15 protein-coding genes and 1 riboswitch are annotated in these 13,654 nt (G+C 55.8%); of the genes, 10 read left to right on the top strand and 5 right to left on the bottom strand.

What is annotated here, in order from left to right:
- Positions 1-2: 2 nt before the first annotated feature.
- On the top strand, positions 3-2,669 hold the full coding sequence (locus tag NQ018_RS06370) for an AAA family ATPase (RefSeq protein ID WP_257059676.1): 2,667 nt from the start codon (positions 3-5) through the stop codon (positions 2,667-2,669).
- Between the two features lie 15 nt (positions 2,670-2,684).
- Positions 2,685-3,251, top strand: a complete 567-nt coding sequence (locus NQ018_RS06375) for a dihydrofolate reductase family protein (protein WP_257059678.1) — start codon at positions 2,685-2,687, stop codon at positions 3,249-3,251.
- A gap of 69 nt (positions 3,252-3,320) precedes the next feature.
- On the opposite strand, the gene NQ018_RS06380 is transcribed toward NQ018_RS06375, so the two are convergent.
- Positions 3,321-3,860 (bottom strand): YceI family protein, encoded by a 540-nt coding sequence (locus NQ018_RS06380; RefSeq protein ID WP_257059680.1) that lies wholly within the window; start codon positions 3,858-3,860, stop codon positions 3,321-3,323.
- A gap of 355 nt (positions 3,861-4,215) precedes the next feature.
- Between NQ018_RS06380 and NQ018_RS06385 the strand changes: the two genes are divergently transcribed.
- Positions 4,216-4,761, top strand: a complete 546-nt coding sequence (locus NQ018_RS06385) for a MarR family winged helix-turn-helix transcriptional regulator (RefSeq protein WP_257059682.1) — start codon at positions 4,216-4,218, stop codon at positions 4,759-4,761.
- A gap of 167 nt (positions 4,762-4,928) precedes the next feature.
- Positions 4,929-5,141, top strand: coding sequence for a PspC domain-containing protein (locus NQ018_RS06390; RefSeq protein ID WP_257059722.1), 213 nt, complete (start codon positions 4,929-4,931; stop codon positions 5,139-5,141).
- Here the strand turns inward: NQ018_RS06390 and NQ018_RS06395 are convergent.
- Entirely contained in the window at positions 5,138-5,887 is a 750-nt protein-coding gene (locus tag NQ018_RS06395) for a nicotinamide mononucleotide transporter family protein (RefSeq protein ID WP_257059685.1), read from the bottom strand. The genes NQ018_RS06390 and NQ018_RS06395 overlap by 4 nt on opposite strands.
- A 192-nt stretch (positions 5,888-6,079) precedes the next feature.
- Positions 6,080-6,234: riboswitch (FMN riboswitch) on the bottom strand.
- Positions 6,235-6,757: 523 nt separating this feature from the next.
- Here NQ018_RS06395 and NQ018_RS06400 point away from each other — a divergent pair.
- The 5 genes from NQ018_RS06400 to NQ018_RS06420 all read left to right on the top strand — a co-directional run bounded on the left by NQ018_RS06400 (position 6,758) and on the right by NQ018_RS06420 (position 10,878).
- Positions 6,758-7,741: a mannose/fructose/sorbose PTS transporter subunit IIA gene (locus NQ018_RS06400; protein WP_257059686.1), complete on the top strand. Its 984-nt coding sequence runs from the start codon at positions 6,758-6,760 to the stop codon at positions 7,739-7,741.
- The gene (locus tag NQ018_RS06405) at positions 7,741-8,547 is read left to right on the top strand and encodes a PTS mannose/fructose/sorbose transporter subunit IIC (protein WP_257059688.1); all 807 of its coding nucleotides are present in this window, start codon (positions 7,741-7,743) and stop codon (positions 8,545-8,547) included. The genes NQ018_RS06400 and NQ018_RS06405 overlap by 1 nt, the downstream gene beginning before the upstream one ends.
- A 13-nt stretch (positions 8,548-8,560) precedes the next feature.
- On the top strand, positions 8,561-9,436 hold the full coding sequence (locus tag NQ018_RS06410; protein WP_257052199.1) for a PTS system mannose/fructose/sorbose family transporter subunit IID: 876 nt from the start codon (positions 8,561-8,563) through the stop codon (positions 9,434-9,436).
- Between the two features lie 190 nt (positions 9,437-9,626).
- Positions 9,627-10,409 (top strand): HAD hydrolase family protein, encoded by a 783-nt coding sequence (locus NQ018_RS06415; RefSeq protein WP_257059691.1) that lies wholly within the window; start codon positions 9,627-9,629, stop codon positions 10,407-10,409.
- A 46-nt stretch (positions 10,410-10,455) separates the two neighbouring features.
- On the top strand, positions 10,456-10,878 hold the full coding sequence (locus NQ018_RS06420; protein WP_257059693.1) for a hypothetical protein: 423 nt from the start codon (positions 10,456-10,458) through the stop codon (positions 10,876-10,878).
- 115 nt (positions 10,879-10,993) lie between these two features.
- Here the strand turns inward: NQ018_RS06420 and NQ018_RS06425 are convergent, their stop codons facing one another.
- The 3 genes from NQ018_RS06425 to NQ018_RS06430 all read right to left on the bottom strand — a co-directional run bounded on the left by NQ018_RS06425 (position 10,994) and on the right by NQ018_RS06430 (position 12,860).
- Positions 10,994-11,548, bottom strand: a complete 555-nt coding sequence (locus tag NQ018_RS06425; RefSeq protein ID WP_257059707.1) for an HNH endonuclease — start codon at positions 11,546-11,548, stop codon at positions 10,994-10,996.
- Positions 11,549-11,877: 329 nt separating this feature from the next.
- Positions 11,878-12,264: a type II toxin-antitoxin system PemK/MazF family toxin gene (locus NQ018_RS11615; RefSeq protein WP_373566908.1), complete on the bottom strand. Its 387-nt coding sequence runs from the start codon at positions 12,262-12,264 to the stop codon at positions 11,878-11,880.
- Positions 12,261-12,860 (bottom strand): Panacea domain-containing protein, encoded by a 600-nt coding sequence (locus tag NQ018_RS06430; RefSeq protein WP_257059709.1) that lies wholly within the window; start codon positions 12,858-12,860, stop codon positions 12,261-12,263. The genes NQ018_RS11615 and NQ018_RS06430 overlap by 4 nt, the downstream gene beginning before the upstream one ends.
- Positions 12,861-13,212: 352 nt before the next feature.
- Here NQ018_RS06430 and NQ018_RS06435 point away from each other — a divergent pair, with 352 nt between their 5' ends.
- Positions 13,213-13,518 (top strand): transposase, encoded by a 306-nt coding sequence (locus NQ018_RS06435; protein WP_257059711.1) that lies wholly within the window; start codon positions 13,213-13,215, stop codon positions 13,516-13,518.
- Positions 13,519-13,654: the final 136 nt, after the last annotated feature.

The raw sequence follows: 13,654 nt of genomic DNA on the forward strand, positions 1-13,654 counted from the left end.
CCATGATTTTGTGCAGTATTAGCATTGCCCACTTCCGAGGAATCGAACACTTGGAGATCAACAACATCCCAAGCACCGGCTTGGTGATGATCTCCGGCCCAAATGAGCAAGGCAAATCCACCATCATGGAGGCGATCCACCACGTTCTCCACACCCCATTTGCCAGCAGCAAGAAAGAGATTCGTGCCACCCAGCCATACGGGAAAGATGTAGGTCCCGAGGTGACGCTCACCCTCGAGATCGGGCCATACAGCCTCAGCATCCATAAGCGCTGGCTCAAGTCCAAGATTCATGAACTCACCATTGAAGCTCCAGTATCTGAACGTGGTGTGCTCACAGGCACCAATGCCGACCAGCGGCTGGCAGAAATCATTGGCACTCACATGGACAGCGACCTCAGCGAGGCATTGTTTATGCGCCAAGGCGAGGCCGCACCCGCAATTGAAGCCGCTGGTATTCCCGCATTAACCACCGTACTTTCCGCCGAGGGAGAGCAAGGGAATAGCCTGGAAACCGAGGCCTTGACTGAGCTTGAGAAACGAGTTCAGAAGGAATACAGCAATTACTTCTCCGCCACGGGCAAACCCTCAGGGGATCTTCTCAAAGCCCGAAACGCCGTGGCTGATGGTGAAGAGGCGGTCAATCAAGCTCGGCAATACCACGAGAAGGTGCAGCAGAATGTTGCACAGGTTGAACAAGCAATCGCTGACCAAGAACTTGCGCAAGCGAAGATCCCCGAAATCGAGCAGGCCCAACGCGAGATTCAGCAGGAGATCGAGCTGGCAGAAAAACTTCACCACAGCGTTTCCCTAGCGCAATCCCGCTGGGAATCTGCCACTCACCAGCAAGAACGTGCGGCTCGGGCTTTGGAGGATCGAAACGCAGCACAAGCGCAGATGGAAAAAGCCTTGGCCAAAGCGCAGCAAATGCTGGCTGGCATTGATGGTCTCGCGGAAAAGGCTCAGGCTGAAGAGCAAGCCGTGGAAGTGGCGAGGGAAAAACAAAGCAGCCTGCTGGCCCGTGAAGAGCAACTGCAGCAGAAGCTGGATGGATTAAGGATCCAGCAGCGAAAGGTGCTTCAACGCGAAGAACTTGCTCGCTTGCTTCAGGAAGAGGAGGAGATTGGGGCCCTCACCGCATCGATTTTGGAACTGAAGGCCGTACCAGAAATCGCGGGCGCAACCTTGGCAGAGGTAGAAGAAGCGCAATCTGAGCTCAAGGCATTGGAGGCAGTTGCCAAAAGCGCCGCTGCCAGCCTCCACCTGGAGCTGGGAGACGGCAGCGAAGCACTGGAGATAAGCCTTGACGGTGCCGCAACTCAGGTCGATGCAGATGGGGTGAAAATACCAGTTCTCGAGGACATCACTGTTGAACACGCAGGGCTGCGAGCAATCTTCAAAGCAGGAGAAAGTACTCGGGATCGAGCAGAGGCCGTCACACGTGCCCGGGCCCGGCTTGAGCGCCTGCTGGAGCAGAGCCAAGTGGACACGCTGGAACAACTCAAAGAAAAGCACGCAGCTTGGGTAGAGGCTTCTCACCAGCTCAACAACACCCAAAGTAGCCTGAACCAATTGCTTGCCGGACGCAGCCACGAGGAAGTGAAGTTCGGCATAGCCGCGCTCCGGGACGCGTTGGAAGGGGAAGGTCTGGAAAAAGAAGATAACCAACCCGATCTGGGTGCGGATCGAGGCGTGGAGGAGCTGGTAGCGGAGATTTCCAGTGTAGAGGCCCAGCTCGGGGAAACCCGTGTGGAGTATCGTGGGGCATCCGCTGCGCTCGAACTTGCACTCAAAGGCGGGGCCCGCCTGGAGTTGCTTCCTGCACAGGCCCTTGCGAATGATGCAGAAGAACAGGCCCAACAACTGGCAAAGGAGTTTGCCCAAAAGGAAGCAGAGCAGCCAACCGAAAAGCTCCAACAAGAACTCGAAGCTGCTAACAGTGCTCTCAACACAGCAACGGAAGAACTCCACGAGGCAAAAGCAAAGGCTCAAGCTCTTGACCTGGCGGCGTTGCGTGCTGAGGGTGATGCCATCGCACAGGAACTGGAGAACACCAAGATCCGTGAAGCTGAGGCCGGGGCGCGCCTCGATCAGCTGCAGAATGACATCCACAACAACGCGGGAGCCGCAGAGGTACTCATGCTGGCCGAAGAAAACCTCCACGCACTTCGCCGGCGTGCAGAAGCCGTGGAACGCCGAGCTGCAGCTGCGCACCTACTCCACAGCACGTTGCGCAACAATCGAGACGAAGCCCGCAGGAAATACGCGGCACCCTACGTGCAGGAACTCAAGCGCCTGGCACGGGCCGTGTATGGCCACGAGGTGGAGTTCCAAGTGGATGATGCCCTCACCCTCCAAGAGCGCGAGGTAGGCCATATCCGCCTACCCCTCGATTCACTCTCCGGTGGTGCGAAAGAACAGCTCGCCGTGCTCAACCGCTTTGCAATTGCCAAACTCACAGCCCAGAGTCAAGTTCCGGTGTTCATCGATGACGCCCTTGGAGCCACTGACCAACGCCGCATCAGAAAAATGGCTGGCTTGTTTGAGGAAATAGCTGAACACACCCAAGTTTTCGTGCTCACATGCGTGCCTGAGCGATATGACTCCATCCGGAGAAACCTGGACTTGGGGATTGAATCCCTGAAGCAAATAGGAAGCCGCCAGGAATAGGCCTAGGATTGTGCAATGCGTGAAATTATTGTGACGGCATTCATCTCCCTAGATGGAGTGATGGAAGCACCCGGCGGTGAACCCGGCTACCGCAACACCGGATGGACCACCCAAGTGGAGCTCCTCCCCGAGGCGTATGAGATCAAAGGCCGCGAACAACAAGAAGCTGGCGCAATGCTCCTCGGGCGTAACAGTTACCAAGCCTTCGCGCCAATCTGGCCCACCATGGAAGAATTTGCGGAATACAATGCCATGCCCCGCTACGTTGTTTCCACCACTTTGGAGGAGCAAGACGCAGGCTGGCCCGCAACTATCCTGCGGAGCATCGATGAAGTGCGGGAGCTTAAAGAACGCACTGGGGGCGGACCGATCTTAGTGCACGGTTCCGCAACACTCGGGAAAAGCCTTGCCGAAGCGGGCCTCGTGGACCGATACCACCTGCTCGTATTCCCCGTGCTTTTGGGGGCAGGCAAACGCCTGTTTACTGAGGCAGACCTCGCCGCCCAGTGGCTTGAGCTCGTAGAGCATGAGGCGTACCCCAACGGTGTGGTGAAATACGTCTACAACGTAGCCCGCCCATAAAAAAGAGAGGGTGGTGAATTGCTCACCACCCTCTACGGGGAAGATTAGACCTGCTGAAGGGGGATCAGCTTAGCCCTGCTTCACAGCGGAGCCGTCAATCTCAATCTTGATCTCCTCAGACAGCAGGAGGCCGCCCGTCTTCAGAGGAGCATTAAAGTCAATGCCGAAATCCTTGCGGTTGATCTTGGTGGAAGCCGCGAAGCCAAGGCGGGTCTGGCCGTAAGGATCCTCAGCAACGCCCAAGAACTCAACATTGAGACGAACTGGCTTGGTCACACCCTTGATGGTGATGTTGCCCTCGACCTCGAACTCCTCCTGGCCCTGGAAGTCAAAGCCCTCGGCCTCGAAGTGGATCTCTGGGAACTGCTCAACAGAGAAGAAGTCATCGCCGCGAACGTGAGCATCCCGGTCAGCGTTACCGGTGTTCAGGGAGTGAGTCTTGATGGTTGCAACAGCCTTGTTGTTGGCTGGGGCAGCGCCATCGATGGTTACGGATGCGTCGAACTCGTCGAACTTGCCGCGAACCTTGGTCACAGCAGCGTGGCGAGTAACAAAGCCGATCTCGGAGTGTGCAGCGTCGAGAACGTAGGTACCGGTGAAGTCAGTCATGATTGCTCCTTAGAAGTCTGTTGATATTTCACGGACAACACCCCAAGGCCCGAGACCCAAGGCCCGCCACGCAATGCGGCGGAAGCGGGAAGCAGTGGCTTGTTGCCGTGTCTACAAAACACAATACACCCTCATGGTGATGTGTCAACTATTTTGCTATATTTATTTTCATCACGGTATTTACCTGCAGCTTTCCGAGGCCTCTCCGGTGTGTCGCGAGGAATGCTGGCCGCCAAAAACGCTCAGTATTCTGCTCGGCGCACATCCGATCGGTAGCACAGATGCTTTTGGAAAAATGGGTAACTACCTTGCAATAATGGACACTTCAACAGATTTGAAAGGTTGCGTGATCCCCATGACCGCATCTGTAGAGAACTCTCCTGCAGCCTCCTCCACCGAACCAAGGTGGCTTAACCCCGAAGAGCAGGATTTGTGGCGTCTGTTGCTGCGCTCAATCCACCGCATCGACCGCAGCCTGGACGAGACGCTGCAGCAAGGGGAGGGCATTACTGCCTCGGAGTTCGCGGTGTTGGTGGCACTTTCCGAGCATCCGGAAAAGACGATGCGCCTCAAAGAGCTTTGCGCTCAATTGGAATGGGATCGTTCCCGCACCTCCCACCAGATCACCCGAATGGAACGTCGCGGGCTGGTGACTAAGGCGAAAGCTGAGCACGACGGCCGCGGGGTGCATGTGCAGCTTACCGACGAAGGGCAGAAGCGCATCGAGGCGGCAGCGCCTGGGCATGTGGAAGTGGTGCGAAAGGTTGTCTTTGACCACATGAGCGCTGAGGAAGCTGAGGTGTTGCAGCAGTTTTTTCGCAAAGTGCTCGAAGTGAAGCTGGATGCAGTAACTGACTTTCAGAGCGCAGCCTGCGCCGAGCAAGCCTTCCCTGAGCGGTAGCGGCGCTGGCTGCGTCGGTTAGCCCCGAATATCAGGGAGTTTTTCAGGGACAACCCCGATGCGCGCCTCGCCCCTCGGCGCGCAAAATAGGTGGCATCAGCAACAATTCCACTGAGAAAGGGCTAACCGTGAATACTTTTGCCGGCACCACCTATGACCGCGACGGCCTGCCAGTTGGCCAAAGCACACCGTTCCTGCAGCGCAGGTTGCACCGAAGCTCCACCGATTCGATGGTTGCCGGTGTGCTTGGCGGATTTGCGGAAACCTACGGCTGGAACGTCACCTTGCTGCGTATCGCATTTTTGGCAAGCTTCCTGCTTCCTGGGCCGCAGGCGATTTTCTACTTTATTGCGTGGCTTGTGATGCCCCGCGGGATCTAGGATCCGGATGCCACCCTGGCCAACTGGCCAGGGTTTTCCTGTGCGGGCTCCTTTTGGCGCTGAACCCGAAGCCATACCACGAAGCCCCAGATCACAAACGCGGCGTACACGATGTACAGCGCTGCGGATGGGTAGTAGCCCGCCATGAGCAGCAATGGAACACCAACGATGTCCACACCAATCCAAACCAACCAGAACTCGGTCCAGCCCCTGGCCATGCCGTAGGTGGCCAGGATGGAGCCGGTGAAAATCCAGGCGTCGGCAACTGGGCCCCAGGAGCCGAGGGCGGAGAAGATCCATGAGAAGACGATGGTGCCGGTGACTGCGAAGGCGATCATGCCTGCACGCTGCTTGTTCGTTGCCCAGTGTGGTTGCACGGCCTCGGCGGTTTCGTGTGGCTCAGAGACGATGGAGCGGGATGGATCCAGCTCTTCGTGCTCTTTCAAACCTTGGCGCTTTGCGCGGGACCAGGTCCACCAGCCGTAAACGCTGACGATGATGAACATCACCTGCCGGCCGGCCTGCCCGTAGAGGTCGAGGTTTTGTGGAGTGTGGAAAAGTCCACCCATGAAAACGGTGAAGAGGAGCACGTTTCCGATGATGCCCACTGGCCACGCCCACACAACGCGCTTCATACCGCCGATTGCGGAGGCAAGACCGAAGGCATTTCCAACGATCTCACGCCACAGGATGGGAACGCCGCCGATGTAGAGGGTGGCATTGAGAAAGTCATTGAGAAGATTCACTTGAACAATCCTTTGTTGAGGGGTTTGCGGCACAATTTGTGCAGCAAACACGTGTTCACAAACAGTAAATCCCCAAGGCTGTTGGTTGAGTGGAACCCAAATTAGTACACGGACTATTGCGCAATCACGGTGCTTCCTGTGGGAACACAGGAAAGCGATTGTGCATCGCGTGAACTCCTTGAGTTCGCTATCAGCCGTCCTCTTTCATCCGGACTGTGACCGTCGGCTGTGGAATCTCACCACAATCTGCTTGACCCTCCCAACAGTTGGGAGGCGCTCGCGGGCTTGCCCAAGCAATGCTTGGTATCACCGCCGGTGGGGAATTTCGCCCCGCCCTGAGAACTGACCCCAAGCATAGTCCGATTTTCGCGCGAGGAGTCAAATTTCTTTCACAGCTGTGTCGGGTCGATACCGTAGATGAAAGTTTGTGAATGAGGTTCTTAAATTAATGCCCCCTTTTGGGGGTAAATTGTGATGTTTGTCGGGCCAATGCTGTGAAGATGGCATAGATCACAGGCAGGGGTAGCTTGGTTTTTATCTATGTTCTTATAGTTATTACTTAAGCCCGCTCGCCTGCCAAAACGCTGGAAAAAGCCGAGCATTTCAGGAAATGTGCCTGACTGTGTTTGAAAATTGGCCGAGGAGGAACGGAAGCCCTTGCGGTAGCACCTGACCTAAACGGGGGGAACGAAAAAATGTGGGATTTGAGCCAGTGTGGGAACGGGCATGGTGAAGAAGCTTGTTCTGCCCCGTTTGAGGGGGGCACACTGAGTCCAACTGAAGGCGGCGGACTGCACGATACGGGCCGGAGTCAGGCTGCCTGTTCGGTTGCTTATCTAAAAATTCCTGCTGACCAAAACGGAGAAGCACATGGTTTCTATCGTGATTGCTACACATGGTGAATCAGCACCAGCACTCCTTGCGTCCGCTGAAATGATCGTTGGCAAGGTGGAAAACGCTCACGCGATTACTTTCTTGCCAGGTCAGGGTCCAGAAGATCTCCTCGATGCCTACGCAGCCGTTGTCCCTGACGGCGAAGAGGTTGTGTTCTTGGTGGACCTTTTCGGTGGTAGCCCTTACAACGCCGCTGCGCGCTTTGTTGCAGAACGCGAAAATGCGGACGTGGTGTCTGGTGTGAACATTCCCATGCTTATGGAGGTATTCCAGGGTGCTAAGCGCTCTGGGGCCACCGTAGAATCCCTCGTGAAGAAAGCTCTCAAAGCCGGGTCCACGGGCGTGCGCGCCTTTAAAGGTGGCAAGGCTCCGAAGCCAGCCGGTGAACAGCCTGCTGGTGACGTCGTTCCCGCTGCAGCTCCCGCAGGTGAGATTGATCCCAATTTCCCGCGTGACCCCAACGAGACCATGAACGTGGTCTTCCTGCGCATCGACTCCCGCCTCATCCACGGCCAGGTTGCTGGTTCCTGGGTGAATCACTGGGGGCCGCAAACCCTCATTGCGGCAAGTGATGCGGCGGCAAATGACAAGCTGCGCAAGCAATTGCTCCTGCAAGTTGGGCCTGCTTCGGCGCGCACCAACGTGCTTCCCGTGGATAAGGCTATCCGCGTGTACTTCAACCCTGAGTACAAGGGCATGAAGACCATGATCGTGGTGGAAAGCCCAATGGATGCGCTCAAGCTCATTGAAGCCGGCGTGAAGGTGAATGAAGTCAATGTTGGCGGTGTGACCTTCAAACAAGGCATGACCCTCATTACCGAGGCCGTTTCAGTAGACGACGAGCACGTTGCCGCCTACAAGGCTCTGGATGCCCTCGGCGTGAAGATGACCCTCCAGCAAGTTCCCAACAGCCAGCGCACTGACATGATGGGCAAGCTCAAAGAAAAAGGATTGGTGTAATGTCTACCACCCAATTTATCCTCGTCATCCTCGTGGCATTGGTTGCGGGTATGGCATCGGTGCTCGACGAGCGCCAGTTCCACCGCCCACTCGTGGCCTGTACTCTGATGGGCCTTGTGCTGGGCGACCTCGAAACCGGCATCATCCTCGGCGGTACGCTCGAACTCATCGCGCTCGGCTGGATGAACGTGGGCGCCGCAATGGCCCCAGACGCCGCCCTCGCCTCCACGATTGCCGCTGTGGTGGTGATCGTCGGTGAGCAACCCATCCAGACAGGTGTTGCTATCGCTGTTCCGCTGGCTGCGGCTGGCCAGGTGCTCACCATCTTTGTTCGAACTATCGCGGTGTTCTTCCAGCACCAAGCAGACAGGTTTGCCAAAGACGCCAACTTCAGAGGCGTGGAAATCATGCACTTCAGCGCGCTGCTCCTGCAGGGTCTGCGCGTGGCGGTTCCCACCGCGGCCGTTGCTGCGGCAGCCGGCACTGACCTGGTGGAAACCTGGCTCAACTCCATCCCAGAGGTGGTCTCCGTTGGTCTGCAGATCGCCGGTGGCTTCATTGTGGTTGTCGGTTACGCCATGGTGATCAACATGATGAAGGCAAAGGCTCTCATGCCGTTCTTCTTCCTAGGCTTCGTAATCGCCGCCTTCATCCCAGACATGAACCTGGTGGGCCTGGGCATTATCGGTGCCTGCCTGGCAGTGATTTACGTCCAGCTCAACCCACGTTTCCACGACGCCATCAAGGCGCCAGGTGCTGCACAGCCAGCGCGTGTGGGTGCTAACTACGACAACGAACTCGAGTGAGGCAGGAACCATCATGACTACTCCTGAACCAATCAACCCAGGTGCAGACGTCCTGCCAAAGCGTGACGTCCCAGAATTGACCAAGCGCGACTACTGGTCCATCTACTGGCGCTCAACCTTCATGCTCGGCTCCTTCAACTTCGAGCGCATGCAGGCAATCGGCGTGGCAGTGACCATGATCCCCGCGATCAAGCGCTTCTACAACAAGAAGGAAGACCAGGCTGCTGCGTTGGGCCGCCACCTGGAGTTCTTCAACACCCAACCATGGGTAGCCTCCTCAATCTTCGGTGTGACCACCGCTATGGAGCGCCAGCGCGCAGCCGGTGAGGATATTTCAGAAGCCGACGTCACCAACGTGAAAGTGGGCCTCATGGGTCCCCTGGCCGGTGTGGGTGACCCGATCTTCTGGGGCACCGCGCGCCCTGTGCTTGCTGCGCTTGGCGCCTCGCTTGCCATCAACGGTAACCTGCTGGGCCCACTGCTGTTCTTCGTTGGCTTGAGCGTGCTGCGCATCGCTACCCGTTGGTACGGCTTCAAGGCCGGCTACCAGAAGGGTATTGAGGTGGTTTCTGAGGTTGGCGGCCATACGCTGCAGCGCCTTACGCAGATCGCGTCCATCATGGGTCTGTTTGTGATGGGCTCCCTGGTGAGCAAGTGGACCAGCATTAACATCCCATTCGTGCTCACCGAGTACACCAACCAAGAGGGTGAGACGGTGGTCACCACCATGCAGGACACCCTGGATGCCCTCCTGCCTGGCCTCGTTGCACTGGGCCTGACGTTCCTGTGCATGTGGCTTCTGCGCAAGAAGGTCAATGCAATCTGGATCATCTTCGGCATGTTCGCCGTGGGTATTCTTGGCTACTGGGCAGGTATCCTCGCCCCATAAGCGAACCAATTACTTCCGCCGCACCTTCAAGCGGCACAGCAAAGGCCGCGGTGCACCAGCAATAATCTGGGACCGCGGCCTGCGTCTTGAGAAGGTAACTATTGGCAAGTGGCCCGCAGTCCAGTCCGGGTAATCGCTTTTGCCCGTTCACTGCTGTAAAGCCTGCGCACCAACACCTTAGGGAACAATTATGAAAAAACTCGCAAGCATTGACCTCGACGGCACACTGTTCTTCAACCGCCAACTCGCCCTTGGAACCAAGGAAGCCTTGCAGGAATGGCGGCGCCGCGGGAACATCGCGGTGTGCAACACCGGCAAATCCATTGAGGCTACCAAGTTGGCCATTGAACATGAGGCGTTGCCTTTTGATTACTACGTCCTCTACACCGGTGCCGTGGTGGCTGACAAGGACTTTTCGCCGATCATCGCGGACACCATCCCAACATCGGTGGTACGTGAGGTGTTGGGTGAGTTCGGTGCGCGCAAGGGTGTGGCGGTATTTGCCACCACCTTGGATAGCCCCGACGTGCAATTGGCAAACAATATTTCCAGCGAGGGGGCAACGGATCTGATTTTGGATTTTGTGCCATTGGATGTGGCGGACCTGGACAAGCATCAGTTCGTGGGCATCCCATTGTGGGTGGACCTGCCCGAGCCGGAGTTTGTGCAGGTGGAGCAGTGGCTACGGGAAAATGTTGGTTGCGCGGTAGAGGTACACCGCAATCAGAACTTCCTGGACCTGGTGCCACACGGCGCCAACAAGGGAACTGGCTTGACTCACCTGCGCGAACTCGTGGAACAAGAACTCGGCGAAACCGTGGAAGTGCACACCCTCGGCGATTCCTGGAATGACCTGGATATGCACAAGGTGGCTGACGTCTCTGTGAGCTTCCCCCATGCACCCGCCGAGGTGCAGCAGGCTGTGGATGTGGTCACCGAATCCGCCGTAGAATACCTGCGTACGCAGGGCTAGGAATAGGGCTAGGAATAGGGCAAGGAATAGGGCTGGGAACAGAAAAATGTCTACATCTTCTTCACACAACGGCAATGCTCGCCCGAGTTTCAAAGAAACGTTTATCGCGGTGGGGCAGCAGACGCTCTCCAAGGACCGCCAGGATTACGTACATTCAGTTGGTGTACTGGTGACAGCCCTCATGGTCCTAGCTGGGTTGCTGTACCTCTGGACGCCCGCCGCTGCCGTGGTTGCACTCGTGTGCGCCCTGATTTTGCTTTGGGGGCGCTGGGTGATCCGCCGCCAGGTGCTGCAGGACATGAGCCAAATGCACCAGGCCCGGGAGACGGTAGAAACCCAAAACCCGGAAAATGCCGAGGAATATCGTCAGTTCATCCGCCTCCGAGGCGCACAAATGCTCCGAGACAACAAAGCGCTCACTCCACACGCAAAGCAGGAGATCAAAGCACTGCTTCAGTGGGCAGGCTAGGGAGAAGAGTAGGGGATTGCTCAATGCCGACGTCTTCCTAGGGGGCGCAGGTGCTCACGACACTTGGCCCCTCCAGGAGACCCGGAGATAGCGCAAATTGTTCAGCGCTGTGATCCTAAAGACGGAGGAGTGGGGGCTGTGGAAACCTTGATGTTGGCAGCTCATCGATAGCGAATGGCAGCATTTGAACCGCCTGAGAATCAAGCGTCAAATCCATTGCCCCCACCTCTTCGGCATGTTTCACTAAGATTTTCAAATACCTGCGCAGAACCATGAGCGGTGGAAACACATTTTGGTCTCTACACCAAACCAGGAAATCCTTGCCTCCTTTTGAGCTGTTGCAGGTTGCACAAGCGAGAACCAAGTTATCTCCGGAGTCAGATCCGCCAAGATTCTTAGGTATGAGGTGGTCAAGAACCAGCCCTTCTTCAGCACCGCAATAGGAACAACTGCGTTCTCTTTCGAGCTTCCACTTCTCATCTTCAAACATGGAACCCATGGACATTGACTCAGATTTGAGCCCTTTGGTGAGGCGTGCTCTGATCATATAGGCAGTGCGAGAATAGGACTGGTCACCTCGATTCACGGCATAGTGAGCCATGGCAAGGTTGCCGTATGAAACGGCGATCAATTCTCGAAGCTTCATCGCTTCAACTTCGCTGCCTGTCATAGTTTGATCAATCTATTGCCTTACCCTGAGATTTTGTACACGTATTCTCCTGAGTGATGGCGCGAAATTATACGGTTCTGGATTGTCAAATGAAGCAGGACTTCACAGTGGAAAGACCGATCTTGTTTTTATTGAGTATACGAAGAGTATCGGAATGATCTTTTGGTGACACTCGAACTCACAAGGTCCCGGGGCCCTGAGTGGGGCACTTCAGAAAAATAAAGGCACTCCGCCTCGCGGCGGTGCGGGGAGATTCGGATATTCATCCTCCCAGCCGGTATGCCTGTTCCAGTTGAAATTGATTCCCTTGCAGGATACTCGCCGATTCCCTATGGTGTAAGAAAGATTTCCGCGAGGTTAGCGAGAACCTCTTCCATAGCGGCGGGTGTAATCCCGTCCTGTGATAGGCAGTCTTGTAGGTCGCTTTTGAGAAGGCGCTGGCAGTGGTCGACCCTCACCCAACTTCTCTTACGTAGCCCTCCTTCGTAAGCGGCAATTTTAACGTCGAAACTCGATGAGTTACCTCCACTTGAGAGGGGGCACACGAAAACGGCCTCGTTTGACTCATCGTTGTTCACTTTGTCACGGGAGACCACCAGAACCGGGCGACGGGTGTCATGCCAATTTCGCTTACTGTTGGAGACGAATGTTATTTTTTCGTCGCTGACGAAGTAGAGGCGGCCTTGCCGGACAACTTTCGGGAAGGGTGAACTCATCGTTCGGTGGCGTGTCCAGCAAAAATGTTGTGGATTAGTTCCTTGTTTAATCCGTCCGTTGAATACGCGTCAATATGCGAGGGTAGAGTTTTGAGAGCGTCAACTCGGCGTCGCATTTCGGGTGAACGTTCAAAAATGTGGAGACCATTAATGAAGTCTGGCCACGCGCCGTGAATCTCATTCTTCGGGATCGTGATACCTCGAACGCCGACTCGATAATGGTGTTCATATGGACCGTAGGTGTGCGTGAAGTTTCGCAGTTGAGTGGCAGTCATCCCGCCGAAGTTTTCCCAAATGCCATCGAAGATTTCCTCGACATCGTGCGGTATAGCGTCACCCGTCGAAAATGGCTCCAAAGGGGCTGCAGGGCTTTCGCCAACTCTAGACTTGATAAACCGGTACAAATCTGGCTGCGCCGGTCCGTGGTCCCAGGCCTGGAAGGTTCCGGCGGATAAATCGCGGTTTTCCAAGTGTCCATAGAGACTCTCCGCGAGGTAGGACAACTTCTGTGCCTTCATATTCGTAATCGAAGGGTTCAGACCTTCATCAGACTCACGTTGGGTAGCCCATGCAAGGAACTGCAACAGGGGTTCCATAACTTCACCTCCTCAACTTCAATTTGATCCTAACACTAGATTGGTTCGTCCCCTCGTATCCTCGGCTAGAAGGGTGGCAATCTATACCTGCAATTTATTTTACAGGCAGGTTCGACATCATTCCTAAATTAATCGAACATATATTCCCCATGTTATGAGGTCGTATTCATGCCCCAGGTGAGTCGCGCAGGGAAATCGCCCTCCTAGTCCGCCGGTCGGCCAAAATATCCGGGAGGTTGGACACCTCCCGGATATGGCTTGGACACCCGATTAGGAGTAGTCGGACCTGACCCCCGTTAGGTAGACACCCAATCTCAGCTCAGTCGGGCTGGGGGAAAGGTAATCTACCACCATGTCAGCGAAACGCTATGACGAGCAGTTCAAAAGGGATGCGGTTGCCTTCTATGAGGACAATCTGGGTCTTTCCTTGCAGCAGGCTTCGAGCGATCTCGGTATTAATCGAGCCACATTGCACGGCTGGGTGAAGGCACTCGGTACCGGCAAGCGAGCCCGCACCAAGCGGTTAGCAAAGCAAGCCCAAGAGATTTCTGACGCACAACGCATACGCGAACTCGAAAAGGAAAACGCTAGGCTGCGTGAACAGCGAGAGATCCTGCAGAAGGCTATGAAATATTTCGCGGCAGAGACAAACTGGTGATCCGCTTTGCAGTTTGTTGAAGACCACCGCACCGAATACTCGGTCAAGCGGATGTGTAAGGTCCTTGATGTCAACAGGTCTTCCTACTACAAGTGGCACGATGGCACTAAACGCCGTGAGGATAGGGCCTGCGATG

This window comes from Corynebacterium kozikiae, from assembly GCF_024580965.1.
Taxonomy (GTDB): Bacteria; Actinomycetota; Actinomycetes; order Mycobacteriales; family Mycobacteriaceae; genus Corynebacterium; species Corynebacterium kozikiae.